This window comes from Arthrobacter sp. BF1 (assembly GCF_056680215.1).
The window spans coordinates 4,005,169-4,028,358 of record NZ_CM155271.1 but is presented as its reverse complement, the minus strand read 5'-3'; the positions used below and the strand labels follow the sequence as shown (position 1 = coordinate 4,028,358).

The 23,190-nt window shown below is 62.6% G+C and carries 12 protein-coding genes and 4 rRNA genes; 12 read left to right on the top strand and 4 right to left on the bottom strand.

Annotated elements, in window-relative coordinates:
* Nucleotides 1–201: 201 nt before the first annotated feature.
* From rrf (AC1MCD_RS18895) to AC1MCD_RS18860, 8 genes are all read left to right on the top strand, one after another.
* Nucleotides 202–318: ribosomal RNA gene (gene rrf / locus AC1MCD_RS18895) — 5S ribosomal RNA — on the top strand.
* Between the two features lie 777 nt (nucleotides 319–1,095).
* Nucleotides 1,096–1,437 (top strand): YciI family protein, encoded by a 342-nt coding sequence (locus AC1MCD_RS18890; RefSeq protein ID WP_498674215.1) that lies wholly within the window; start codon nucleotides 1,096–1,098, stop codon nucleotides 1,435–1,437.
* A 1,119-nt stretch (nucleotides 1,438–2,556) separates the two neighbouring features.
* Nucleotides 2,557–4,080, top strand: a 16S ribosomal RNA gene (locus AC1MCD_RS18885).
* A 543-nt stretch (nucleotides 4,081–4,623) separates the two neighbouring features.
* A 23S ribosomal RNA gene (locus AC1MCD_RS18880) occupies nucleotides 4,624–7,772 on the top strand.
* A 209-nt stretch (nucleotides 7,773–7,981) separates the two neighbouring features.
* Nucleotides 7,982–8,098, top strand: a 5S ribosomal RNA gene (gene rrf / locus AC1MCD_RS18875).
* The 16S, 23S and 5S rRNA genes sit together here, the layout of an rRNA operon.
* 448 nt (nucleotides 8,099–8,546) lie before the next feature.
* Complete coding sequence (locus AC1MCD_RS18870) at nucleotides 8,547–8,834, top strand: HU family DNA-binding protein (protein ID WP_056341443.1); 288 nt, start codon at nucleotides 8,547–8,549, stop codon at nucleotides 8,832–8,834.
* A 110-nt stretch (nucleotides 8,835–8,944) separates the two neighbouring features.
* Nucleotides 8,945–11,092, top strand: coding sequence for a bifunctional copper resistance protein CopD/cytochrome c oxidase assembly protein (locus AC1MCD_RS18865; protein ID WP_498674212.1), 2,148 nt, complete (start codon nucleotides 8,945–8,947; stop codon nucleotides 11,090–11,092).
* On the top strand, nucleotides 11,092–13,110 hold the full coding sequence (locus AC1MCD_RS18860; protein ID WP_498674210.1) for an NHL domain-containing thioredoxin family protein: 2,019 nt from the start codon (nucleotides 11,092–11,094) through the stop codon (nucleotides 13,108–13,110). Before AC1MCD_RS18865 ends, AC1MCD_RS18860 begins: the two co-directional genes overlap by 1 nt.
* A gap of 77 nt (nucleotides 13,111–13,187) precedes the next feature.
* Here the strand turns inward: AC1MCD_RS18860 and AC1MCD_RS18855 are convergent, their stop codons facing one another.
* The 4 genes from AC1MCD_RS18855 to catA form a co-directional block, all read right to left on the bottom strand.
* A complete protein-coding gene (locus AC1MCD_RS18855) occupies nucleotides 13,188–14,180 on the bottom strand; it encodes a hypothetical protein (protein ID WP_498674208.1) in 993 nt (330 codons plus the stop codon).
* Nucleotides 14,181–14,309: 129 nt separating this feature from the next.
* Nucleotides 14,310–16,019: a helicase HerA-like domain-containing protein gene (locus AC1MCD_RS18850; protein ID WP_498674206.1), complete on the bottom strand. Its 1,710-nt coding sequence runs from the start codon at nucleotides 16,017–16,019 to the stop codon at nucleotides 14,310–14,312.
* A 9-nt stretch (nucleotides 16,020–16,028) separates the two neighbouring features.
* Entirely contained in the window at nucleotides 16,029–17,366 is a 1,338-nt protein-coding gene (locus AC1MCD_RS18845; protein ID WP_498674204.1) for a benzoate/H(+) symporter BenE family transporter, read from the bottom strand.
* A 107-nt stretch (nucleotides 17,367–17,473) separates the two neighbouring features.
* Nucleotides 17,474–18,370 carry a catechol 1,2-dioxygenase gene (catA, locus tag AC1MCD_RS18840; RefSeq protein WP_498674202.1) on the bottom strand — a complete coding sequence of 299 codons (897 nt, stop codon included), beginning with the start codon at nucleotides 18,368–18,370 and terminating at the stop codon, nucleotides 17,474–17,476.
* Nucleotides 18,371–18,690: 320 nt separating this feature from the next.
* On the opposite strand from catA, the gene benA reads away from it, so the two are divergent.
* The 4 genes from benA to AC1MCD_RS18820 all read left to right on the top strand — a co-directional run bounded on the left by benA (nucleotide 18,691) and on the right by AC1MCD_RS18820 (nucleotide 23,166).
* The gene (gene benA / locus AC1MCD_RS18835; protein ID WP_498674200.1) at nucleotides 18,691–20,073 is read left to right on the top strand and encodes a benzoate 1,2-dioxygenase large subunit; all 1,383 of its coding nucleotides are present in this window, start codon (nucleotides 18,691–18,693) and stop codon (nucleotides 20,071–20,073) included.
* A gap of 36 nt (nucleotides 20,074–20,109) precedes the next feature.
* Nucleotides 20,110–20,646 carry a benzoate 1,2-dioxygenase small subunit gene (gene benB, locus AC1MCD_RS18830; RefSeq protein ID WP_498674197.1) on the top strand — a complete coding sequence of 179 codons (537 nt, stop codon included), beginning with the start codon at nucleotides 20,110–20,112 and terminating at the stop codon, nucleotides 20,644–20,646.
* A 121-nt stretch (nucleotides 20,647–20,767) separates the two neighbouring features.
* Complete coding sequence (gene benC / locus AC1MCD_RS18825; protein WP_498674195.1) at nucleotides 20,768–22,339, top strand: benzoate 1,2-dioxygenase electron transfer component BenC; 1,572 nt, start codon at nucleotides 20,768–20,770, stop codon at nucleotides 22,337–22,339.
* The gene (locus AC1MCD_RS18820; RefSeq protein ID WP_498674193.1) at nucleotides 22,339–23,166 is read left to right on the top strand and encodes a 1,6-dihydroxycyclohexa-2,4-diene-1-carboxylate dehydrogenase; all 828 of its coding nucleotides are present in this window, start codon (nucleotides 22,339–22,341) and stop codon (nucleotides 23,164–23,166) included. Before benC ends, AC1MCD_RS18820 begins: the two co-directional genes overlap by 1 nt.
* Nucleotides 23,167–23,190 lie beyond the last annotated feature (24 nt).

The following is a 23,190-nucleotide window of genomic DNA, read 5'->3' as shown; positions in this document are numbered from 1 at the left end:
TTCGTGAACCCGTTTCAAAAGGGGTTCACACCAATGAAGAGAGTAAAAAGAAACAAGACTGCTTGCGTCCACTATGTGGTTCCCAAACAACAAACCCGTTGCTTGAGGAACAAAAAACACAACACAATAACAACACCACAATGTTGTAGCCACAGATTTCCCACCCACGGCCCACACGCCGGCAGGGTGCGGACACAAGGTTACGGCGGTCATAGCGTGGGGGAAACGCCCGGTCCCATTCCGAACCCGGAAGCTAAGACCCACAGCGCCGATGGTACTGCACCCGGGAGGGTGTGGGAGAGTAGGTCACCGCCGGAACACCATTAAACGGTCGAGAGCCTCCAGACACAGTCCGGAGGCTCTCCCGCATTTAACCCCCCACCCACGAAACCCAGGCCACCACTCAGACCCCGCAGCAACTGCGAGAGCATCCGGGGAAAACCCACATCAACTGCAAGAGCATCCCACGGACGGGCGCGGCACGTGGCGGGAACAGATAGACCGTACCCACGGCCAGGCCAACCGGCCTGTGAAATTCGTCATCAACGCGGATGGCGTCGCCGCTGCGATCTTGGCGCCCGCCTCCAGACATTCCTGCTCAGAGCCAATTCCAGAAGCGTACGCCGCGACCGCTTTGCTCGTGCTTCGGCCGCAAAGCTGGCGTCTTGGCTCCCCAACGCCCCAAGTCGACCACAGCATTGCCGGCGGATGGCGACCTCGAGGATTCGTGGAGCGCCGGCCCAGCGGTTTGTGGGGCAGCACCGGGGCCGCTCGGACTTCACGCTAGACCCTTGGGCCCGTAACGTCGGCACCATCGGCTGCTCGGCCGCCCTGGCTCGACGAACCGGACCCGCCAGTACCGCAAGATAATGCAGGAGCCGATGGAACGCCGTCGGCTCAGCTCAGGCGAAGGCGGTCGTGGGGAAGTGCCGATGACGCTCGTCGGACGGCACTGCTCGGCCAGGTTTCGCAGTTCAGTTTCAACGCATGGCCTTGACCATAGGCCGGGAGCCGGGGCCATAATCGGGCTGGGCAGCAGAACGGTGCCGCAGGAAAAGCCGACGGATGCCGCCGCCGGAGTAGAGGAGTCCTCAAATGACGAAGTACCTGATCTCTTTCCCTGGTGAGGCCATGGTGTTCCCCAAGGAGGACTTCCATGCAGTGGTCGAAACCTCGCACGCCGTCATCGACGAGGCCAAGGCGGCAGGCGTGTACGTCTTTGGCGGCGGCATCGATGAGGACGTCGCGCCAGTGCTGGTGGCCGGTGACGGCACCGTCACCAGAGGGACGTACCCCGGCCACAAGGTGCCCAACGGTGGCTACACCGTTCTCGAGCTTCCCTCGCGCGAGGCGGCGATCGAGTGGGCCGCGAAGATCGCCATCGCGTGCCGCTGCTCGCAAGAAGTCCGGCAGTTTCAGTACGACCCGGCAAGCTGACGAGGGCATCGTCAGCCAGGTACATTGTGCGTGGCGTCCGTCCATAATGGCCCTCGTGCAGCAGCTCATGGGCGACGGCCGCGGCCAGTGGGACCTCGCTGGCCTGCCCGTCAACCCATGCCGGTGGGCCTCTGCTGCACCTGTTCTCCACCGGCAACTGCTTTTGGCACGCCGGCCCTGGCGTCCCGGTTCGAAAGGCAACCTGCCCCTTACCGCCGTGCTGCGATCGGGGGCGTCCTACGGGTACCGCTGCCTGCAATTTCGTGCCGGCGGAATCGAAGCTGTGTCCTGCTGATGCTCCCGATGGCTCGACGCAAGCATCATTATCGAGACCGCGGGGCGCCCGCGTCGACGAGGAACTCCGGCATGTAGTGCTCCGCCAATGAGACGCGCCTATGGTCCAGTTCTTTGTTGCCGGAAGGCCAATGACTTGCTGCCTGAGCCATATCGCGATCCACCCCGGCGGTCCCTCGGTGGCGGCGTTGTTCAGGCGCGTCGACTCCGACCCGGCGGGATTCACACGAGGCCAGGCGCAGCGGTGGTCCTGGCCTCGTGGCTGGGTGTGATCCAGTGAACAGGGGGGAGGTTGGGCTGCCGGGGCGGTCTGTCATCTTCCGGGGGCCATAGATTCCCCGTGATTCCGGTGTTTTTTGCGGGAGAACGAGGGTGATGGGGGTCGATTTGCGGTGGGGGTCTGGGGCGTGTATTGTTTTCTGAGTCGCCGCCGCTGATGCGGAAAAATAGCGACAAACCCCCTTCTTCAACAGCCTGAAAATGGCACACTTTCTTGTGTGCCTGGTACGGGTGGGGCCGGTTCGCCGGAGCTGGAAATCGCGGAAACGCTGATTTGCAAAGCTTCTTGAAACCGGGTAAGTTTGAAAAGTTGCTCCGGAGCGATCCACGGTTGTTTAGTGCTGGTGGTGGTGCCGGGTGTGTCTGTTGTTTGAGAACTCAATAGTGTGCCAAGTTTGTTGATACCAATTTATTATTAATTGGTTGAATTGACTGGATCGTGCCGCCCCTGTGGTGTGGTCTGGTTTTTACAGCTGGTTTCAAATTTTGCAGTGCGGTTTCCGCGTTATTTCCGTGGTTCCGTGTTGTGTTCGTTTTTGTTTTACTTCAACGGAGAGTTTGATCCTGGCTCAGGATGAACGCTGGCGGCGTGCTTAACACATGCAAGTCGAACGATGAACCTCACTTGTGGGGGGATTAGTGGCGAACGGGTGAGTAACACGTGAGTAACCTGCCCTTGACTCTGGGATAAGCCTGGGAAACTGGGTCTAATACCGGATATGACTCCTCATCGCATGGTGGGGGGTGGAAAGCTTTTGTGGTTTTGGATGGACTCGCGGCCTATCAGCTTGTTGGTGAGGTAATGGCTCACCAAGGCGACGACGGGTAGCCGGCCTGAGAGGGTGACCGGCCACACTGGGACTGAGACACGGCCCAGACTCCTACGGGAGGCAGCAGTGGGGAATATTGCACAATGGGCGAAAGCCTGATGCAGCGACGCCGCGTGAGGGATGACGGCCTTCGGGTTGTAAACCTCTTTCAGTAGGGAAGAAGCGAAAGTGACGGTACCTGCAGAAGAAGCGCCGGCTAACTACGTGCCAGCAGCCGCGGTAATACGTAGGGCGCAAGCGTTATCCGGAATTATTGGGCGTAAAGAGCTCGTAGGCGGTTTGTCGCGTCTGCCGTGAAAGTCCGGGGCTCAACTCCGGATCTGCGGTGGGTACGGGCAGACTAGAGTGATGTAGGGGAGACTGGAATTCCTGGTGTAGCGGTGAAATGCGCAGATATCAGGAGGAACACCGATGGCGAAGGCAGGTCTCTGGGCATTAACTGACGCTGAGGAGCGAAAGCATGGGGAGCGAACAGGATTAGATACCCTGGTAGTCCATGCCGTAAACGTTGGGCACTAGGTGTGGGGGACATTCCACGTTTTCCGCGCCGTAGCTAACGCATTAAGTGCCCCGCCTGGGGAGTACGGCCGCAAGGCTAAAACTCAAAGGAATTGACGGGGGCCCGCACAAGCGGCGGAGCATGCGGATTAATTCGATGCAACGCGAAGAACCTTACCAAGGCTTGACATGGACTGGAAATACCTGGAAACAGGTGCCCCGCTTGCGGTCGGTTCACAGGTGGTGCATGGTTGTCGTCAGCTCGTGTCGTGAGATGTTGGGTTAAGTCCCGCAACGAGCGCAACCCTCGTTCTATGTTGCCAGCGCGTTATGGCGGGGACTCATAGGAGACTGCCGGGGTCAACTCGGAGGAAGGTGGGGACGACGTCAAATCATCATGCCCCTTATGTCTTGGGCTTCACGCATGCTACAATGGCCGGTACAAAGGGTTGCGATACTGTGAGGTGGAGCTAATCCCAAAAAGCCGGTCTCAGTTCGGATTGGGGTCTGCAACTCGACCCCATGAAGTCGGAGTCGCTAGTAATCGCAGATCAGCAACGCTGCGGTGAATACGTTCCCGGGCCTTGTACACACCGCCCGTCAAGTCACGAAAGTTGGTAACACCCGAAGCCGGTGGCCTAACCCCTTTATGGGGAGGGAGCTGTCGAAGGTGGGACTGGCGATTGGGACTAAGTCGTAACAAGGTAGCCGTACCGGAAGGTGCGGCTGGATCACCTCCTTTCTAAGGAGCACCTACAACAACCCTGCCAGGCGTTATGTCTGTGTGGTGGTGTTGTCAGGAGTACGCCCGTTGCGCAGACGCAAGTTCTGCGGCGGGTGCTCACGGGTGGAATATCAGCAAATAGGTGCCTGGCGGCACATGCCGGCGGCTAGTACGAATCATGGTTCCCTTCGGGGGGTGTGGTTCTGGAACGTTCGCCGGTGTTCTATCGCTGGGTAGTGTTTGGCACACTGTTGGGTCCTGAGGCAACAGGGCCGGGTGGGATGCGTTGTGGCTTACGGGCTGTGGTGTGTTCTTGTCCTGGTACTTGTTTGTTTCTGGTTTCCTGGCTGCACCGATCACACGGTTGCTTGTCTCTTTGCGGGGGCGGGTGTGTGTGGGGTGTGTGGTTTGGGGTTGTTGTTTGAGAACTACATAGTGGACGCGAGCATCTTTTATAAGAAGCAATTTCCAAGAATATGAACCTGGATCTGTTGTTCTGTCTTTCGGGATGGAGCAGTGGTTTCTGTGGTTCTCTCGAAAATTTCTGAATTGATCTTTTGTGGTCAAGTTTTTAAGAGCACACGGTGGATGCCTTGGCATTAGGAGCCGAAGAAGGACGTAGGAATCTGCGATAAGCCTGGGGGAGTCGATAACCGGACTGTGATCCCAGGGTGTCCGAATGGGGAAACCCCGCCAGGGGAGCGATCTGCCTGGTGACCCGCATCTGAACACATAGGGTGCGTGGAGGGAACGCGGGGAAGTGAAACATCTCAGTACCCGCAGGAAGAGAAAACAATAGTGATTCCGTTAGTAGTGGCGAGCGAACGCGGATCAGGCTAAACCGTTCCATGTGTGATAGCCGGCGGGCGTTGCATGGTCGGGGTTGTGGGACTTTCCATACCAGTTCTGCCGGATTGGTGGGGTGTGATGTGCAGGCATAGGTGAACGGTCTTGAAAGGCCGGCCAGAGAGGGTGTGAGCCCCGTAACCGAAATGTTTTGTGCCGCCTGTGAGAGTATCCCAAGTAGCACGGGGCCCGAGAAATCCCGTGCGAATCTGTCAGGACCACCTGATAAGCCTAAATACTCCCTAATGACCGATAGCGGACCAGTACCGTGAGGGAAAGGTGAAAAGTACCCCGGGAGGGGAGTGAAACAGTACCTGAAACCGTGTGCTTACAATCCGTCGGAGCATCTGCAGCTTGCTGTATGGGTGTGACGGCGTGCCTTTTGAAGAATGAGCCTGCGAGTTAGTGTTACGTCGCGAGGTTAACCCGTGTGGGGAAGCCGTAGCGAAAGCGAGTCTGAATAGGGCGTTGCAGTGGCGTGATCTAGACCCGAAGCGAAGTGATCTACCCATGGCCAGGTTGAAGCGACGGTAAGACGTCGTGGAGGACCGAACCCACTTCAGTTGAAAATGGAGGGGATGAGCTGTGGGTAGGGGTGAAAGGCCAATCAAACTTCGTGATAGCTGGTTCTCCCCGAAATGCATTTAGGTGCAGCGTTGCGTGTTTCTTACCGGAGGTAGAGCTACTGGATGGCTAATGGGCCCTACAAGGTTACTGACGTCAGCCAAACTCCGAATGCCGGTAAGTGAGAGCGCAGCAGTGAGACTGTGGGGGATAAGCTTCATAGTCGAGAGGGAAACAGCCCAGACCACCAACTAAGGCCCCTAAGCGTGTGCTAAGTGGGAAAGGATGTGGAGTTGCGAAGACAACCAGGAGGTTGGCTTAGAAGCAGCCATCCTTAAAAGAGTGCGTAATAGCTCACTGGTCAAGTGATTCCGCGCCGACAATGTAGCGGGGCTCAAGTACACCGCCGAAGTTGTGGATTTCAAATTTTTGCCAAGCCGCTCACTTGTTGGGTTGGTTCAGGCGTTTGGAGTGGTAGGGGAGCGTCGTGTGGGCAGTGAAGTCGCGGTGTAAACCAGCGGTGGAGCCTACACGAGTGAGAATGCAGGCATGAGTAGCGAAAGACGGGTGAGAAACCCGTCCGCCGAATGATCAAGGGTTCCAGGGTCAAGCTAATCTGCCCTGGGTAAGTCGGGACCTAAGGCGAGGCCGACAGGCGTAGTCGATGGACAACGGGTTGATATTCCCGTACCGGCGAAAAACCGTCCATGTTGAACAGGGGATACTAACCGCCCGAGACCTGCCCAATCACCCTTGTGGTGTGCGGGTTTTGGTGGAGCGCGGGACCTGATCCTGGGAGGCAAGCGTATTAACAGGTGTGACGCAGGAAGGTAGCCGAGCCGGGCGATGGTTGTCCCGGTCTAAGGATGTAGGGCGAACGGTAGGCAAATCCGCTGTTCATGATGCCTGAGATCTGATGGGACCCCCGTAAGGGGGGATTTGGTGATCCTATGCTGCCGAGAAAAGCATCGACGCGAGGTTTTAGCCGCCCGTACCCCAAACCGACACAGGTGATCAGGTAGAGAATACTAAGGCGATCGAGAGAATTATGGTTAAGGAACTCGGCAAAATGCCCCCGTAACTTCGGGAGAAGGGGGGCCCCAACCTTGAACACCACACGCTGGTGGGAGGGGATCGGGGCCGCAGAGACCAGGGGGAAGCGACTGTTTACTAAAAACACAGGTCCGTGCGAAGTCGCAAGACGATGTATACGGACTGACTCCTGCCCGGTGCTGGAAGGTTAAGAGGACCGGTTAGCCCTTACGGGCGAAGCTGAGAATTTAAGCCCCAGTAAACGGCGGTGGTAACTATAACCATCCTAAGGTAGCGAAATTCCTTGTCGGGTAAGTTCCGACCTGCACGAATGGAGTAACGACTTCCCCGCTGTCTCAACCATAAACTCGGCGAAATTGCAGTACGAGTAAAGATGCTCGTTACGCGCAGCAGGACGGAAAGACCCCGAGACCTTTACTATAGTTTGGTATTGGTGTTCGGAGTGGCTTGTGTAGGATAGGTGGGAGACGTTGAAGCCCGGACGCCAGTTCGGGTGGAGTCATCGTTGAAATACCACTCTGGTCACTTTGGACATCTAACTTCGGCCCGTAATCCGGGTCAGGGACAGTGCCTGATGGGTAGTTTAACTGGGGCGGTTGCCTCCTAAAAAGTAACGGAGGCGCCCAAAGGTTCCCTCAGCCTGGTTGGCAATCAGGTGTCGAGTGTAAGTGCACAAGGGAGCTTGACTGTGAGAGAGACATCTCGAGCAGGGACGAAAGTCGGGACTAGTGATCCGGCGGTACATTGTGGAATGGCCGTCGCTCAACGGATAAAAGGTACCTCGGGGATAACAGGCTGATCTTGCCCAAGAGTCCATATCGACGGCATGGTTTGGCACCTCGATGTCGGCTCGTCGCATCCTGGGGCTGGAGTAGGTCCCAAGGGTTGGGCTGTTCGCCCATTAAAGCGGTACGCGAGCTGGGTTTAGAACGTCGTGAGACAGTTCGGTCCCTATCCGCTGCGCGCGCAGGAAATTTGAGAAGGGCTGTCCTTAGTACGAGAGGACCGGGACGGACGAACCTCTGGTGTGTCAGTTGTACTGCCAAGTGCACCGCTGATTAGCTACGTTCGGATGGGATAACCGCTGAAAGCATCTAAGCGGGAAGCTCGCTTCGAGATGAGATTTCCATACACCTTGTGTGTGAGAGGCCCCCAGCCAGACCACTGGGTTGATAGGCCGGATGTGGAAGCGAGGACTAACGACTCGTGAAGCTGACCGGTACTAATAGGCCGATAACTTACACCACACACTCTCTTCGTGAACCCGTTTCAAAAGGGGTTCACACCAATGAAGAGAGTAAAAAGAAACAAGACTGCTTGCGTCCACTATGTGGTTCCCAAACAACAAACCCGTTGCTTGAGGAACAAAAAACACAACACAATAACAACACCACAATGTTGTAGCCACAGATTTCCCACCCACGGCCCACACGCCGGCAGGGTGCGGACACAAGGTTACGGCGGTCATAGCGTGGGGGAAACGCCCGGTCCCATTCCGAACCCGGAAGCTAAGACCCACAGCGCCGATGGTACTGCACCCGGGAGGGTGTGGGAGAGTAGGTCACCGCCGGAACACCATTAAACGGTCGAGAGCCTCCAGACACAGTCCGGAGGCTCTCCCGCATTTAACCCCCCACCCACGAAACCCAGGCCACCACTCAGACCCCGCAGCAACTGCGAGAGCATCCGGGGAAAACCCACATCAACTGAGAGAGCATTGGGAGCAAGCCACACAGGCCCCCGTACGCGACCCGGGCCCCCGGCACCCGCGGCATGGACCGCCGTCGAACGCGCACCAACTGCGAGAGCGATCCCCGGAAACCCGCATCTAGTGAGAGAGCGTCCGCTGTGGGCGCAATTCCCCCGGAAAAGCCCAAAAAACCGGTGATTTAAGTCAAAAAGTCGCGGAAACACGCGGAATTTGCGGACCTCGCGGGCCCAAGCTGGTAAGTTTTCGAACAGTGGCTTGCACGCATGCCGCGTTCAGGCTCCAGAAATCGTGACCGTCCAGGAGGACATCAATGGCTAAGAACCGTAGTGAACTTGTTTCAGAGGTAGCAGGCAAGGCCGGCACCAGCCAGGCAGCCGTCAACTCCGTCCTCGATGCACTGTTCGAGGTTTTCGAGACGTCCGTCGCCGCCGGCGAGAAGATCACCATCCCGGGCTGGCTTGCAGTTGAGCGCACCGACCGTGCAGCACGCACCGGCCGCAACCCGCAGACGGGCGAGACCATCCAGATCGCAGCAGGCCACAGCGTCAAGCTGACCGCCGGCTCCAAGCTGAAGGCTGCGGTCGCCAAGAAGAAGTAGTCTTCTTCAGCACCAGCTCAGGGAGCGGCAACCTTCGGGTTGCCGCTCCTTTGCTGTTTTCCCGCAGAGGCCGATTCGCCGCCTAGGCGCGGGTAGCAGACAATGGATAGGTGCCTTCTGCAGCAAAGTCCCGACCCACAGCACCCCAACCGGCCCCTCGCAGGGGCGCTACGACGCTGGGTTCCCGTACTGTGGGGGTTTCCCGGCCCTGGCAGCTTCTGGGGCTTGCAGCCCTGCTCCTGGGACTCGTTGCAGCACTCCTTTTCTCCGGGGCCGCAGCAGCCCGTGTGGTCTCCGACCCCGGGGCGCTGGCCCGCTGGGGACTGCCCATCAGCAAGGCCATCCACAACGTGTCCCTGGCAACGGTCATCGGCGGGTTGATCTTCGCCGTCGGCATCCTGCCCAGGACCTCCGGTCCACGGTCCCGGACCAACGATGCGGATGCCCCCGAGCACCCGGCGTTTGCAAGGGCCCTGGCCGTCGCCGCCGCAGCCGGTGCCGTCTGGACGCTGTCAGCGATTGCCGTGCTGGTCCTGACGTACTCAGATGTCGCGGGCCAGGGGCTTTCCGGGGACGCGGAGTTCACCCGCGCCCTCGTGTACTTTATGACGGATATCGACACCGGCCGGGCGTGGCTGGCCGTAACCATCATCGGGGCCGTGGTGACCACCGCACTGTTCGGCGTCAGATCCCTCGGCGGTCTCGCGCTCACGCTGGTCCTGGCGCTGGCCGGCCTGGTTCCGGCAGCGCTGATCGGACACTCGTCGAGTTCGTCGGACCACTCCGCGGCCGTCAACTCCCTGGGCCTGCACCTGGTGGGGGTCAGTGTCTGGGTAGGCGGCATCATCCTGCTGGCGCTGCTGTCCGGCATCCTGACGGGACCGAAGCCGGGCACGGGCACAGACATCACCGAGCCGACCCTGCGGCGGTTTTCGGCCCTGGCCGGTTTTGCCTTTGCACTGGTTTTTGCCTCAGGCGTCATCAACGCAAGCATCCGCGTCACCAACTGGAACGACCTCTTCGGATCTCCCTACGGCCAGCTCATCCTGGCCAAGGCGTCGGCAACCGTGGTCCTCGGCGGTATTGGGTTCATGCACCGGCAGTGGGTTATCCCGCAGCTGGGCCGTAAAGGCTCAGCACTGTCCTCGCGCCGCGTGCTGTGGCAGCTGGTCATTGCGGAACTCCTGATCATGGGTGCCACCTCGGGTGTCGCCGTCGCACTGAGCCGTTCGGCGCCGCCCGAGCCCACCACCTTCGCGCCTGACGCATCGCCGGCATTCATCCTCACCGGCTACGAGTTGCCGCCCGAACTGACCCCGGAGCGCTGGCTGACGGAGTGGCGCCTCGACTGGCTCTGGGTGGCCGTGGTGCTGTTCGCGTTGGTCGCCTACTTCCTCGGCGTGGTCAAGGTCCTCCGGCGCGGGGACAAGTGGCAGTGGTTCCGCTCCGTGAACTGGGTGGTCGGCCTCCTGGTGCTGACCTACATCACCTCCGGGCCGCCGACGGTCTACGGCATGGTGCTGTTCTCCGCCCACATGATGGGCCATATGGCGCTGACCATGGTGGCACCGCTCTTCCTGGTGCTGGGTGCCCCGGTGACCCTGGCGCTGCGGGCCCTCCCGGCCCGTGCCGACGGCTCCAGGGGACTGCGCGAGTGGGTGCTGGTCTTTGTCCACTCCAAGTTCTCGCAGTTGGTAACGCACCCCCTGTTTGCAGCAGCAAACTTCGCGGGTTCCATTGTGCTGTTCTACTTCTCGGACGCCTTCGGCTATGCGATGCGGGACCATGTGGGCCACGAGCTGATGAACCTGCACTTCCTGCTTACCGGCTACATCTTCGTGCTGAGCATGATCGGCACGGATCCGTTGCCCCGCCGCGCGCCCTACCCCATGCGACTGCTGCTCCTGCTGGCCACCATGGCCTTCCACGCCTTCTTCGGCGTCACGATCATGGGCGGCACCAGCCTGTTGGCTGCGGACTACTTCGGCAACCTCGGGCGCCCCTGGGGACCGTCCGCCCTCCTGGACCAGCAGCTGGGCGGTGCCGTGACGTGGGGCATCGGCGAAGTCCCCACCCTGCTGGTGGCTATCGGCGTCGCCATCATGTGGTCCCGCTCCGATGAACGGGAGACGCGCCGCACCGATCGGGCAGCGGACAGGAATAACGACGCCGATCTCACCGCTTACAACGATATGTTTGCCAAATTGGCCGAACGCGACGCCAGATTGGCTGAACGCAACAAGCTGGAAGGACGCTGATGAGCGAAACCGTACGCACCCAACTCCGGGTCCGCGCCTCCGAACTGGTGGGCCGTAACTGGCTCAACACCGGCGGGAAGTCGCTGGACCTCGAAGCCCTGCGCGGCAAGATCGTGCTCCTCGACTTCTGGACGTTCTGCTGCATCAACTGCCTGCACGTCCTCGATGAGCTGCGCCCGCTCGAAGCGAAGTACTCCGACGTCCTCGTTACCGTGGGTGTGCACTCGCCCAAGTTCGAGCACGAGGCAGATCCGGTAGCCCTTGCCGCCGCGGTTGAGCGCTACGAGATCCACCACCCCGTCCTGGACGATCCTGAGCTGGACACCTGGAAGGCCTACACCGCCCGTGCCTGGCCCACCCTGGTGGTCATCGACCCGGAGGGGTACATTGTGGCCCACCTGTCCGGCGAAGGCCACGCCGACGGCCTCGCCGTGCTCATTCCTGAACTGATCGCCGAGCACGAGGCCAAGGGCACGCTGCACCGCGGCTCCGGCCCCTACGTGGCACCGGAAGCCACCTCCGGCACTCTGCGTTTCCCCGGCAAGGCACTCTTCCTCCCCGCCGGGCGGGGCACTTCCGCCGCAAACACTTCCGACGAAGACACCTCCGACGCCGGGACGTCCGACGCCGGCACCTGGCTCGTGACCGATACCGGTCACCACCGTCTCGTGGAGCTGGGCACCGACTTCCAGACGGTGCTGCGCACCTACGGCTCGGGCACCAAGGGGTACGCCGACGGCCCCGCCGCGGACGCCGATTCCGTCACACCGACCGCCCAGTTCAACGAGCCGCAGGGCCTTGTGCTGCTTCCGGAAGACGTGGCAGCGAAGGCTGGATACGACGTCGTGATTGCCGACTCAGTGAACCACCGCCTGCGCGGGCTATCGCTCTCCGACGGAACAGCCACGACACTCGCCGGCAACGGCGTTCAGCGTCTGCTGGAGACGGGTCCTGCGCGCGTGGACGAAGACGCCGCAGGCTTCACCGGCCAGCTCAGCGGGCACCCGCTCGAGGTCTCGCTCAGCTCGCCGTGGGACGTTGTCTGGTCCACCAAGCTCAAGGCCGTGGTGGTGGCCATGGCGGGCACCCACCAGATCTTCAGCTTCGACCCGCTGACCGGCGCTGTGGCCATCGTGGCCGGCAACGGACTGGAAGGGCTCCTGGACGGCAAAGCCCACGAGGCATGGTTCGCCCAGCCGTCCGGCCTTGCCGAGGACGCCGACGGGAACATCTGGGTGGCGGACTCCGAAACGTCTGCCCTCCGCAAACTGGCAATCGCTGACGACGGCACGGTCACCGTGGAAACCGCCGTCGGCAAGGGTCTGTTCGACTTCGGCTTCCGGGACGGTGACGCGGCCGAGGCGAGGCTGCAGCATCCCCTGGGCGTCACTGTCCTGCCGGACGGCTCGGTGGCCATCGCGGACACGTACAACGGTGCCGTGCGCCGCTACGACCCCGCAGCAGGAAAGGTCTCCACGCTCGCGCGGGGCCTCTCCGAACCCTCCGACGTGATTGTGGACCACACACAGGCGGCCGGCTCTGAACCGCTCCTGGTGGTGGTTGAGGCCAACAAACACCAGCTGGTGTACGTGCCGATCCCCAAGGAGGCGCAGCAGGTGGATGAGGGCGCTTCGCAGACCCAGCGGCCCAAGAGCCCGGTGGCTCCCGGCCTGTTGGACCTCACCGTGCGTTTCACCGCGCCCACGGGCCAGAAGCTCGATGACCGTTGGGGAGACCCCACCCAGTTGAAAATTTCCTCCACGCCGCCGGAGCTGTTGGTGGCCGGCGGAGGCACCTCTGTGGGTCTGCTCCGGACGCTGGAGCTGGCCCCGGGAATTCCGGAAGGCGTCCTGCACATCACCGCCCGCGCCGCGGCCTGCGACGGCCCCGAAAACGAGGACGGCGAGATTCCGGACCACGCGGCCTGCCACCTGTATCAGCAGGACTGGGGCATCCCCGTCCTGCTCACGGACGACGGCGACACCGAGCTGGTCCTGGACCTGCGCGGCATGGACTGACCACCGCCGTCGTACTTACCGAAAAGGCTGCCTCCCGGGACATTGCGTCACGGGAGGCAGCCTTTTGTGTGCGGCCCCTAGTAGCTCAGGAGCGGGGTGACCTTGATGGTGTCGCCCTCGACGTCCAGGCGGGTGGTGAAGCTGAAGTCCACCTCTTCGCTTAGCGGGAACCAGGCGCCGGTGAAGGAGCTCTGCTGGACAGCCTCCACCTTGGCTTTGCCATCCAGGGGGGCAACCACCCAGCGGCCGCCGAAGGGTTCGATGGAGATTTCCGGGTACTCCGTGATGGTCCATTTGATGGTGCCATCGTCCACGTTGTTGGTGCTGGAGAAATAGAACGGGCAGTCGGGCTGCAGCCGCTGCTGTTTCACGGCCTCGGCGGCACAGCCGTCGAGGAACTCCTGCACTCGCTGGCCCACGTCCTTCCGCAGCTGGTCGGTGGCCTCGGTCAGGAGGTTCAGCGGGGCCACCGGAGCATCGCGGGAGGTGATGGTGGCGCGGGTGGCCGGGGCGGCAAAGTACTCACCGTTGAGGGAGGCCTCGTATTCGCCAGGGTAGAAAACGGCAAAGGTGTTCCGGCCGCCCGGCATGTTCACGGGCACACCGTTGACGTTGGCTTCGCTGGCGTTCACCACCGTGATGCCCAACGTGGGCAGCCGCGATGGCACAAAGGCCCAGGTCTTAAAGAACAGCCATTCCGTGCCGGTCTGCTCCAGCAGGAAGTCGGTACGCAGGCGGCTGCCGTCGATCGTGTACTGGACCGGCACCATGACCTGGTTGCCGGAGCGCTCTTCAGGTTCGCCGATGGTGACGTTCGCCAGGCGTGAGGCAGCCGTCTTCAGGGCGGTCCCGTCAAGCATGGCGGCGTTGCCGGGCGGCACAGTGGCCCGCAGCAGCCCAAGGGCCTTGCCGCCGTCGCCCTCCTGCAGCGCGGCCAGGTATTCGCGGACCGGCTGCTGGGGGCTTGCCACGGTATTGTTCACCACGTTCACGCCCACAATGGAAGCAGCCACGGCAAGCATGAGGCCTAGCAGCCATCCGGCCGCTATCCTCACCAACGCTTGACTCATCTGCACGCCCCTTACGTTACCTGCAAGCCCGCTGAACACAGGAGCTGGGGCGGCCGGTAGCGGCGGAGAACGGCGGCTTTGTTAATGGCCGACGGCGGGGGTACAGCGGGTGGCATCGTCCGGTGTTGCCTAACGGCGGCGCCGGGACGAAGTACCGAACACGCCACGGAGCAGTTCGCGGCCGAGCTGCGTGCCCATGGACCGGACCATGCTCTTGAGCCCGCCACCCAGAGCTCCGCTGAGGGCTCCGGCCAGCTCGCCGGCGATCCCGCCGCCCGCCGGTGCCGCCGGTTCGGGGGCGCGCGGCGCCCGCGCCCGCTCCGGGGCGCGGTCCGGGACCGGAGCGGGGCGGCTGCTGGGCCGGCCCAGGATCTCCTCTTCGATCCGGCGGGCGTCGGCGTCGACGTCGGTCTGGCCGCCATCGGCCTGCCCTGCGCCAGCGGGAGCGGGCGGCTCACCCGGGGCCGCGGCGCCGGTGGGCGCGGCGCCCTTGCCGGTGAGTTTTTCGTAGGCGGAGATGTTGTCCACGGCGGTCCCGTACTTGGCGAGGAGCGCAGACCCGGCCACCGTGCTCGCGATGAGGTCGTCCGCGCTGGGGCCCATGACGGACTCCGGGGCGCGAAGCCGGGTGAGGGCAACCGGCGTCGGGGCACCCTTTTCGTTCATGACCGTGATGACTGCCTCGCCGATCCCCGCAGACGTGAGGGTCTCTTCGAGGTCGTAGTCGCTGACGGGGAACGTGGAAACGGTGGCTTTCAGGGCCTTGGCATCCTCCGGGGTGAACGCGCGGAGGGCATGCTGGACGCGGTTGGCCAGCTGGCCCAGGACGTCCGCGGGAACGTCCTTGGGGGTCTGGGTGACGAAGAATATACCCACACCCTTGGAGCGGATTAGCCGGACGGTGGTGGTGATGGCGTTCAGGAAGGCCTTGGAAGCGCCGTTGAAGAGCAGATGGGCCTCATCCAGGAAGAACACAAGCTTGGGCTTGTCCAGGTCGCCTGCCTCAGGCAGGTCTTCGAACAGGTCAGCCAGCAGCCACATCAGGAACGTCGAGAACAGCATCGGTTTGGTCTGCAGTGTGGGGAGTTCCAGACAGGTCACCACGCCGCGGCCGTCCGGAGCCGTCCGGAGCAGCTCGGCGGTATCGAACTCCGGCTCGCCGAAGAACTTCTCCAGGCCCTGCGCCTCCAGGTTCACCAGTTCGCGCAGGATGACGCCGGCGGTGGCTTTGGACAGGCCGCCCAGTTCCTCAAGCTCGTCCTTGCCTTCGTCCGAGGTCAGGAACTGGATGACGGCGCGGAGGTCCTTCAAATCGATCAGCTCAAGGTTGTTCTTGTCCGCAAAGTGGAAGACCAGCTGCAGGCTGGATTCCTGGGTGTCGTTGAGCTCCATCACGCGGGAGAGCAGGATGGGGCCAAACGAGGTGATGGTGGCGCGGACCGGAATGCCGTTGCCGTCGCCGCCCAAGGCCAGGAACTCCACCGGGTAGGTCTTGCCGGCCCAGGCCTGGCCGATGCTGTCAGTGCGTGCCTTCAGTTTCTCGCTCCCGGCCGCGGCCGTGGCCAGCCCGGAGAGGTCGCCCTTGATGTCCGCCAGGAAAACGGGAACGCCAGCCGCGGACAGTTGCTCCGCCATCATGTGCAGCGTGACCGTTTTGCCGGTGCCGGTGGCACCGGCAACCAGGCCATGCCTGTTCATCATGGACAGCGGCAGCCGGACCTGGGCTTCCTTGTGAAGCTCGCCGTCCACAATGGCGGCACCCAGCTCGATGGTGGCACCTTCCAGCGTGTAGCCCTTCTGGATGGTGGCAAGCTTTTCTGCAGTGGTTTTGTTGGCCATGCCGTTAGCTTAGTTGGCGGATGCCTTCACAGGGGGTGCAGACGTGCCGCTTTTCAACTTGGCGTGAGGGCCGGCATGGTCCGCGTGCTCCAGCACCCGGGACACCGTGTAGCCGATGACCAGGCCCCAGAACGCCGGATGGATGTTGAAGAGGCTCATGCCGGACATGGTCACCACGAACGTCACCAGGGACCCCAGGGTGAATGTCGTGGCGAAGGCCGTCACAAAGGCCTGCTGGAGAGCCCGCAGCATGGCAATGCCGCCCAGGGCAAGGATGAATTCGGTGGGTGTGGCGAGCATGAGCCGGGTGAGGGCGGGAGCCAGGAGGGCGCAGGCCACGGCCAGGACACCGAACACCACGGCAGCAGTGTACTGGCGCTGCCTGGTTCCGGATGACGTCATGAGGGCGTTGGTAGGGCCGGTCACGCACGCAGAGACAGCACCGCAGCCTGCATTGAGCAAAGAAAACGCGCCCGAAACGATGGCGAAGACGTTGACCGGCGGATTGTGGCCGGCGGCACGGAGAACGGCGATGCCCTGGCCGTTCTGGACGAACAGCACAGTGAGGGCCAGGGGAACAACGAGTTCAAGCTGGGCAGCCCACGTGAACTCAGGAACGGTGAAGACCGGGGTGGCCAGAATCGGTCCGCCCCCATGGAAGGAGAACTGGCCGCTTGCCGCAACGGCGAGGCACCCAACCACAAGGGTGCCGAGCACCGGCGGAATTAACCGGCCAAGGGCGGGCACCGCCGTGAGGACCAGGAATGCCACCACCATGGGGGCGGCCACCACGGGGTTCGCCTGGGTCGAGGAGACGATGTCCGTGCCGAATTTTAGGAAGACGGCGGCCACCATGGACATGACAATGGGCATCGGAACCACTGCCATGATCCGCCGCACCACTCCGGTGGCACCCAGCGCGAGGACGAGCACTCCGGACGTGAAGAAGGCCCCCACCACTTCCGCAAAGGACAGGTGCTGCAGGGACGGACCCAGGAGCACGGTCCCGGGAATGGACCAGGCGAAGCCGAGCGGCTGCCGATAAAGGAGGGACATGACCAACGTGGCTGCCCCGCCCGAAAAGAGGATGCCAAACACCCAGGACGCGAGCTGGGCTTCGGTGAGACCTCCCGCCGCCCCCACGGCCAGGGTAACGGCTATCGGGCCGGAGGCGGAGAAGATGAGGCCGATCACCCCGTTGGAAACGTAGGGCAGCCCCAGGTCACGGAAGACCCGGCGCACGCCTGCCGGGCGGACACCCGGGCGTTCCAGCAGGGGCTGGGGTGCCTGAGCCGCAACGGGTCCAGTCTCGGGGACGGCGGGCGGGTCCTGACGGGATGGCTGCATTCTGGCTCCTGGGAACGGGTGCAAAAAATACAGGCGCCCCCGAGTTTGCACTCAGGGGCGCCTTCGGTGCCGGGCCGAGGCGCCGGCACCTGATGAGCGGTGCTGTTTTACTTGTGCTGGCCTTCTTTGGCGAGGACGTAGTCGTAGACCACTTCTTCGCCGGCCCCGCCGTCGGTGCGCGTCGAGGGATCGAGCATGAGCTCGGGCTTGACAGCCGAGGCGATGTCGTCGGCGTTGTGCGGGTCGCCGGGGAAGTACAGCTGCTGGGTTACGGGCTGGAAGCCGGGCGCTGAGACCTTGATGTGGATGTGCGCCGGACGCCAGGCGTGCCAGCCTGCGGCGTCGATCAGCTGCCCGCAGGCGCCGTCCGTAGGAATCTGGTAGGGCGCCGGGCGCATCGTGTTGATTTCGAAGCGGCCGTCGTCGTCTGCCTTGACCGTGGCCCGGAACAGCCAGTCGGGCAGGCCCGGTGCGTACTGGGAGTAGAACCCTGCGCTGTCGGCGTGCCAGATTTCCACCTGGGCGTTCTGGATCGGGTTACCGTCCGTATCCGTGAAGCGGCCGCTGAAGTGCAGCGGGGTGCCCTCCTCGTCCTCACGCATTTCGACGGTGCCCGGGGTCTGGAGCACCGGGGAGTCCGGCACGTAGTAGGGCCCTTCGATGGTGCCCACGGTGCCCGGGCGGTCCTGGGAGTTGACGTCCTCCACGGTGTGTTCCAGCCACACGTCGAGGAACAGCGGCCATTCCCCGTCAGTTCCTACCTTGATGAGCCACGCTTTGAGTGCGTTGTATTCCTCGTAGGTGACCTCGTGCTCGACGACGATGTCGTTGGCGGCTTTGATGAGTGCCCCCGCCAGCAGGCTCACTCTTTCCTTCGGCACATCCAGGCGGGCGAGCTTGCCAGAGGCGGCGAAGCGTTCGGTGGCCTTTGAGCCGGCTTCGACTGCAGTGCCCTCGTCTTCTTTGCGGGTGTCTGCTTGGGTCTCGGTCATGGTGATGTCCATACTCCTCTTTGAATAGGGGACAGGAACTGCTCCTGAACCCGTGCGAACCGGTGGAGGGGCAGGATCTGAACCTGTCGCGACGCAGTTCGCGTGATGACCGTCTCATCCTAGGCGCGAAATAAGGACGCTACAAATATCGATTTGGCCTGTTTTCTGTCATGAAGCATACATAAAGGCACCCTTGGCCGAACCTAGGTGTTTGCCTGATGTGAGAGCGATCACGGTACGGAAGACTGACGTGACAACGTCCCCCTGGGCACCGCGGGTTGGCCCGGACCTCCCGCTCATCCGTCCAGCACCCTCCAATGAAGGAGCACGCCATGACCGAGAACCTGGCCCATGTCCGCGAGGTCCTTGCCGACGCCGTGATCGACGACCGTGAGAACGGCGTCATCCGTGCCAAGCGCGAAATTTTCACCGACGAAGAGATCTTCGAACTGGAGATGAAGCACATCTTCGAAGGCAACTGGGTTTATCTCGCCCACGAATCCCAGATCCCCAACGTGGGGGACTACTTCACCACCAACATCGGCCGCACGCCCGTGATGATCACCCGGGACAAGGACGAAAACCTTAACTGCCTCGTCAACGCCTGCTCACACCGGGGCGCCATGCTGTGCCGCCGCAAGACGGACAACCGCACCACGTTCACCTGCCCGTTCCACGGCTGGACGTTCAAAAACTCCGGTGAGCTGCTGAAGGTCAAGGACTCGCGAAATGCGGGCTACCCGGAGACCTTCAACAAGGAAGGCTCGCACGACCTCACCAAAGTGGCCCGCTTCGAGTCCTACCGCGGCTTCCTCTTTGGTTCCCTGAAGGCTGACGTGCTCCCGCTCGAAGAGCACCTGGGTGATGCCACCAAGGTGATCGACTCGATCGTGGACCAGTCCCCGGAGGGACTCGAGGTGCTGCGCGGCTCGTCCACGTACACGTACGACGGCAACTGGAAGGTGCAGGCCGAGAACGGCGCAGACGGATACCACGTCACCGCCGTGCACTGGAACTATGCGGCCACCACGGCCCGCCGCACCGCCGGGGACTCCGCCAACAAGACCAAGGCCATGGACGCCGGCAAGTGGGGCAAGGTCAAGGGCGGCTTCTACTCCTACGACCACGGACACCTGCTGCTGTGGCAGGAATGGACCAACCCGCAGGACCGCCCGCTCTGGGACCGCCGCGACGAGCTCGTCGCGAAGTATGGCGAGGAGATGGCCAACTTCATGATCAACATCTCGCGGAACCTCTGCCTGTACCCGAATGTCTACATCATGGACCAGTTCTCCTCGCAGATCCGCCATTTCCGGCCCATCTCCGCGGACCAGACCGAGGTGACCATCTACTGCATCGCACCCAAGGGCGAATCGCAGGAGAACCGGTCCAAGCGGATCCGCCAGTACGAGGACTTCTTCAACGCCACCGGCATGGCCACTCCCGATGACCTCGAGGAGTTCCGGTCCTGCAACAAGACCTACTGGGCCACCTCTGCGCCCTGGAACGACATGACCCGCGGGTCCACCCATGAGATCGCAGGCCCCGACGAGCAGGCTCGGGCGCTGGGCATGACCAAGGTCATCGCGTCCGGGGTGCGCACCGAGGACGAGGGGCTTTACCCCATTCAGCACGGGTATTGGAAGGAAGTCATGGACCGGGCTCTGGCGGAAGCGGAGACCTCCGCGCTGGACGCCGTCCCAGTCACAGCCTGACCCAGTCCACGTGGAACCAGAGAGAGTGCAGAACCCATGACCAACCTGACAATGCCGGCTGCGGCGCTCAAAAGCGCCGAGGAGATCGCCACCCTCGAAACCGTCCGCGCCTTCCTGTACAAGGAGGCCCGGCTGCTCGATGACCGCCAGTTCGATGAGTGGCTTCAGTGCTACCACCCGGACTCCGAGTTCTGGATGCCCGCCTGGGACGTCGATGGCCAGCTGACCGAGGACCCGCAGAACGAGATCTCGCTCATTTACTATGACAACCGCGGCGGCATTGAGGACCGTGTCTTCCGGATCAAGACGGACCGGTCCTCGGCCACCTCCCTGCCGGAGCCCCGCACCGGGCACAACATCACCGACGTCGAAATCATGGAACACGACGGCCACCAGGTGAAGGTGCGCTTCAACTGGTTCACCCTGTACGTCCGGTACGACACCACGGACACGTACTTCGGGACCAGCTTCTACACGATCGACCTCGCCGGCGCAGAGCCGGTCATCATGAAAAAGAAGGTCGTCCTCAAGAACGACTACATCCACCACGTAGTGGACGTCTACATGATCTGACGGCCCCGCGCCGGTGCCCGGCATGTGCCCGGCACCGGCCTTGGCCGTTTCACACCCGTGCCCGCAGGGCACATCCGCACTACCAGGGTCGCCTCGGCGCGCCCCCAGCCAGGAGGAAACCATGGGCCACAAAGTAGCCCTCAGCTTTGAGGACGGCGTCACCAAAGTCATCAAGGTCGGCGATTACGAGACCGTGATGGACGCCGCGTACAAGGCACGCATCAACATTCCGTCGGACTGCCGGGACGGGGCGTGCGGCACCTGCAAGGCCTTCTGCGACTCCGGCTCCTTCGATCCGGGCGACTACATTGACGACGCGATGACGGAGGAGGAACTCGAAAAGGGGTACCTGCTCACCTGCCAGGCCGTTCCGGAGTCGGACCTGGCCATCCAGATTCCTGCCACGTCGGAATCCGCGAAGACCTCGGCCACCACCTTCACGTCCACCATGAAGGACCTCAACAAGCATTCGGAAACGACAGTTTCCTTCACCCTGGAGGCGGAAAACCGGGACGCTTTGGCCTTCCTCCCGGGCCAGTACGTCAACATCAAGGTCCCCGGAACCGACGCGGAGCGCTCCTATTCCTTCAGCAGCGGCCCCGAGGTGCAGGATGCGTCGTTCATGGTGCGGGTGACGCCGCAGGGTGCGATGTCCGAATACCTGCGGGACAGGGCTGCGGTGGGCGACACCATCGAGTTCACGGGTCCGTACGGCTCATTCTTCCTGCGTGAGCCCAAGCGGCCCCTGCTCCTCCTGGCAGGCGGCACAGGCCTGGCCCCGCTCCTGTCCATCCTCGAGAAGCTTTCCGAGAACCCGCCGTCGGTACCGGTCCACCTGATCTACGGCCTGACCCGTGAGGCGGACATCGTCGGCCTGGACTGGCTGCGCGAGTACGAGGCGAAGCTGCCCGCCTTCACCTGGGATTACATTGCCTCCGAACCGGGGACGTCCGCCCCCCATACGGGCTATGTCACGCAGATCATTGCGCCAAAGCACCTGAACGACGGCGACGTGGACATCTACCTGTGCGGTCCGCCTCCCATGGTGAACGCCGTGTCGAAATGGCTGGATTCCGAGGGCATCAAGCCTGCCAACTTCTACTTCGAGCGGTTTGCCCCGAAGGAAACCACCGGGGGCGACGCCGAAACAGGCGCACCGGCACCGGCAGAGAAGATCGAGGCCGAAGGCGACACGATGAGCCGCAGCGAGGCGGTCTCCTCCCTGGAGACCGGCCGGCTGGACTTCCGCAAGGAGGACAGCTTCGCGCAGCTGGACGCTCGCATGGGCCTGGAGCTCGCGGTGAGCGAACTGATGCTGGGCCGCCTCAGCGACGAGCAGCTGCAGCAGTTCCGCCGGCTCGCCGAGGCCACCGCCCGCTCAGTGACGGGGGGCACCATCCAGGAACCGGATGAGTTCGCGCGGACCAACGAGGAGTTCCACGAATACCTCTTTGTGGTCTGCGATAACCCCATGCTGCTTGAGTCCTACCGCCGGCTCGACGTCCACGCGCAGATGGCTGCGGCCCTCGAGTCGGGGACCCCCATCTTCGAGCGGGTCACCCAGGACCATCTTGACGTGGTTGACGCCTTTGAGCGCCAGGACAAGGCGCGGGTGCGGGAGGTCATCATGGCCCATGCGCACGACGCCAAGGAAACCATGGCCGGAGCGATCGACGCCAAGGCAGGCCGCTGATGACACGGCCATATGCGGGACAGTTTGTGACTCCTGGCCGGTACGCCGGCAAAGTCGCTTTGGTGACCGGTTCCGCCCAGGGCATTGGGCAGAAAGTGGCCGAGCGCATCGGTGCCGAGGGCGGCGCCGTCGTCCTCGTAGACCGGGCGGAGCTGGTCCATGAGGTGGCGCAAGGGATCCAGGCGGCGGCGGAGGCTTCCGGTTCAGGAGGCTCTGCCACTTCCGTGACCGCAGACCTTGAGACCTTCGCGGGAGCGCAGCAGGCAGTGGAGGCGGCGCTGGCCGCCCACGGCCGGGTGGACGTGCTGGTCAATAACGTCGGCGGCACCATCTGGGCCCGCCCCTACGAAGAGTACGACGAGGAAAAGATCGAGAAAGAGATCCGCCGCTCGCTCTTCCCCACCCTCTGGACCTGCCGGGCTGTGCTGCCGGCCATGCTGGAACAGGGTTCAGGCACCATCGTCAACGTTTCCTCGGTGGCCACCCGCGGCATGCACCGCGTGCCGTATGCGGCGGCGAAGGGCGGGGTCAACGCCTTGACCCAGTCCTTGGCGATGGAGGTGGGCGGCCGCGGAATCCGCGTGGTGGCGGCAGCCCCCGGCGGTACCGAGGCGCCGCCCCGCAGGGTCAAACGCGGGCCCGAAGCCGAATCCACCACGGAAAAGGCCTGGTACCAGGTGATCGTTGACCAAACCGTGGACTCGTCCTTTATGAAGCGTTACGGGACCTTGGACGAACAGGCCGCACCCATCGTGTTCCTCGGATCTGATGAAGCGTCCTACGTCACCGGCAGCATCCTTCCGGTCGCCGGCGGGGACCTGGGCTGAGGACACCTTGATGGATGGCCGCAG

Coding starts and splice junctions, on each gene's coding strand:
- AC1MCD_RS18820 (WP_498674193.1), top strand. CDS start 22,339: ATGACACGGCCATATGCGGGACAGTTTGTGACTCCTGGCCGGTACGCC.
- benB (WP_498674197.1), top strand. CDS start 20,110: ATGACCAACCTGACAATGCCGGCTGCGGCGCTCAAAAGCGCCGAGGAG.
- AC1MCD_RS18890 (WP_498674215.1), top strand. CDS start 1,096: ATGACGAAGTACCTGATCTCTTTCCCTGGTGAGGCCATGGTGTTCCCC.
- AC1MCD_RS18860 (WP_498674210.1), top strand. CDS start 11,092: ATGAGCGAAACCGTACGCACCCAACTCCGGGTCCGCGCCTCCGAACTG.
- benA (WP_498674200.1), top strand. CDS start 18,691: ATGACCGAGAACCTGGCCCATGTCCGCGAGGTCCTTGCCGACGCCGTG.
- catA (WP_498674202.1), bottom strand. CDS start 18,370: ATGGACATCACCATGACCGAGACCCAAGCAGACACCCGCAAAGAAGAC.
- AC1MCD_RS18850 (WP_498674206.1), bottom strand. CDS start 16,019: ATGGCCAACAAAACCACTGCAGAAAAGCTTGCCACCATCCAGAAGGGC.
- benC (WP_498674195.1), top strand. CDS start 20,768: ATGGGCCACAAAGTAGCCCTCAGCTTTGAGGACGGCGTCACCAAAGTC.
- AC1MCD_RS18845 (WP_498674204.1), bottom strand. CDS start 17,366: ATGCAGCCATCCCGTCAGGACCCGCCCGCCGTCCCCGAGACTGGACCC.
- AC1MCD_RS18870 (WP_056341443.1), top strand. CDS start 8,547: ATGGCTAAGAACCGTAGTGAACTTGTTTCAGAGGTAGCAGGCAAGGCC.
- AC1MCD_RS18855 (WP_498674208.1), bottom strand. CDS start 14,180: ATGAGTCAAGCGTTGGTGAGGATAGCGGCCGGATGGCTGCTAGGCCTC.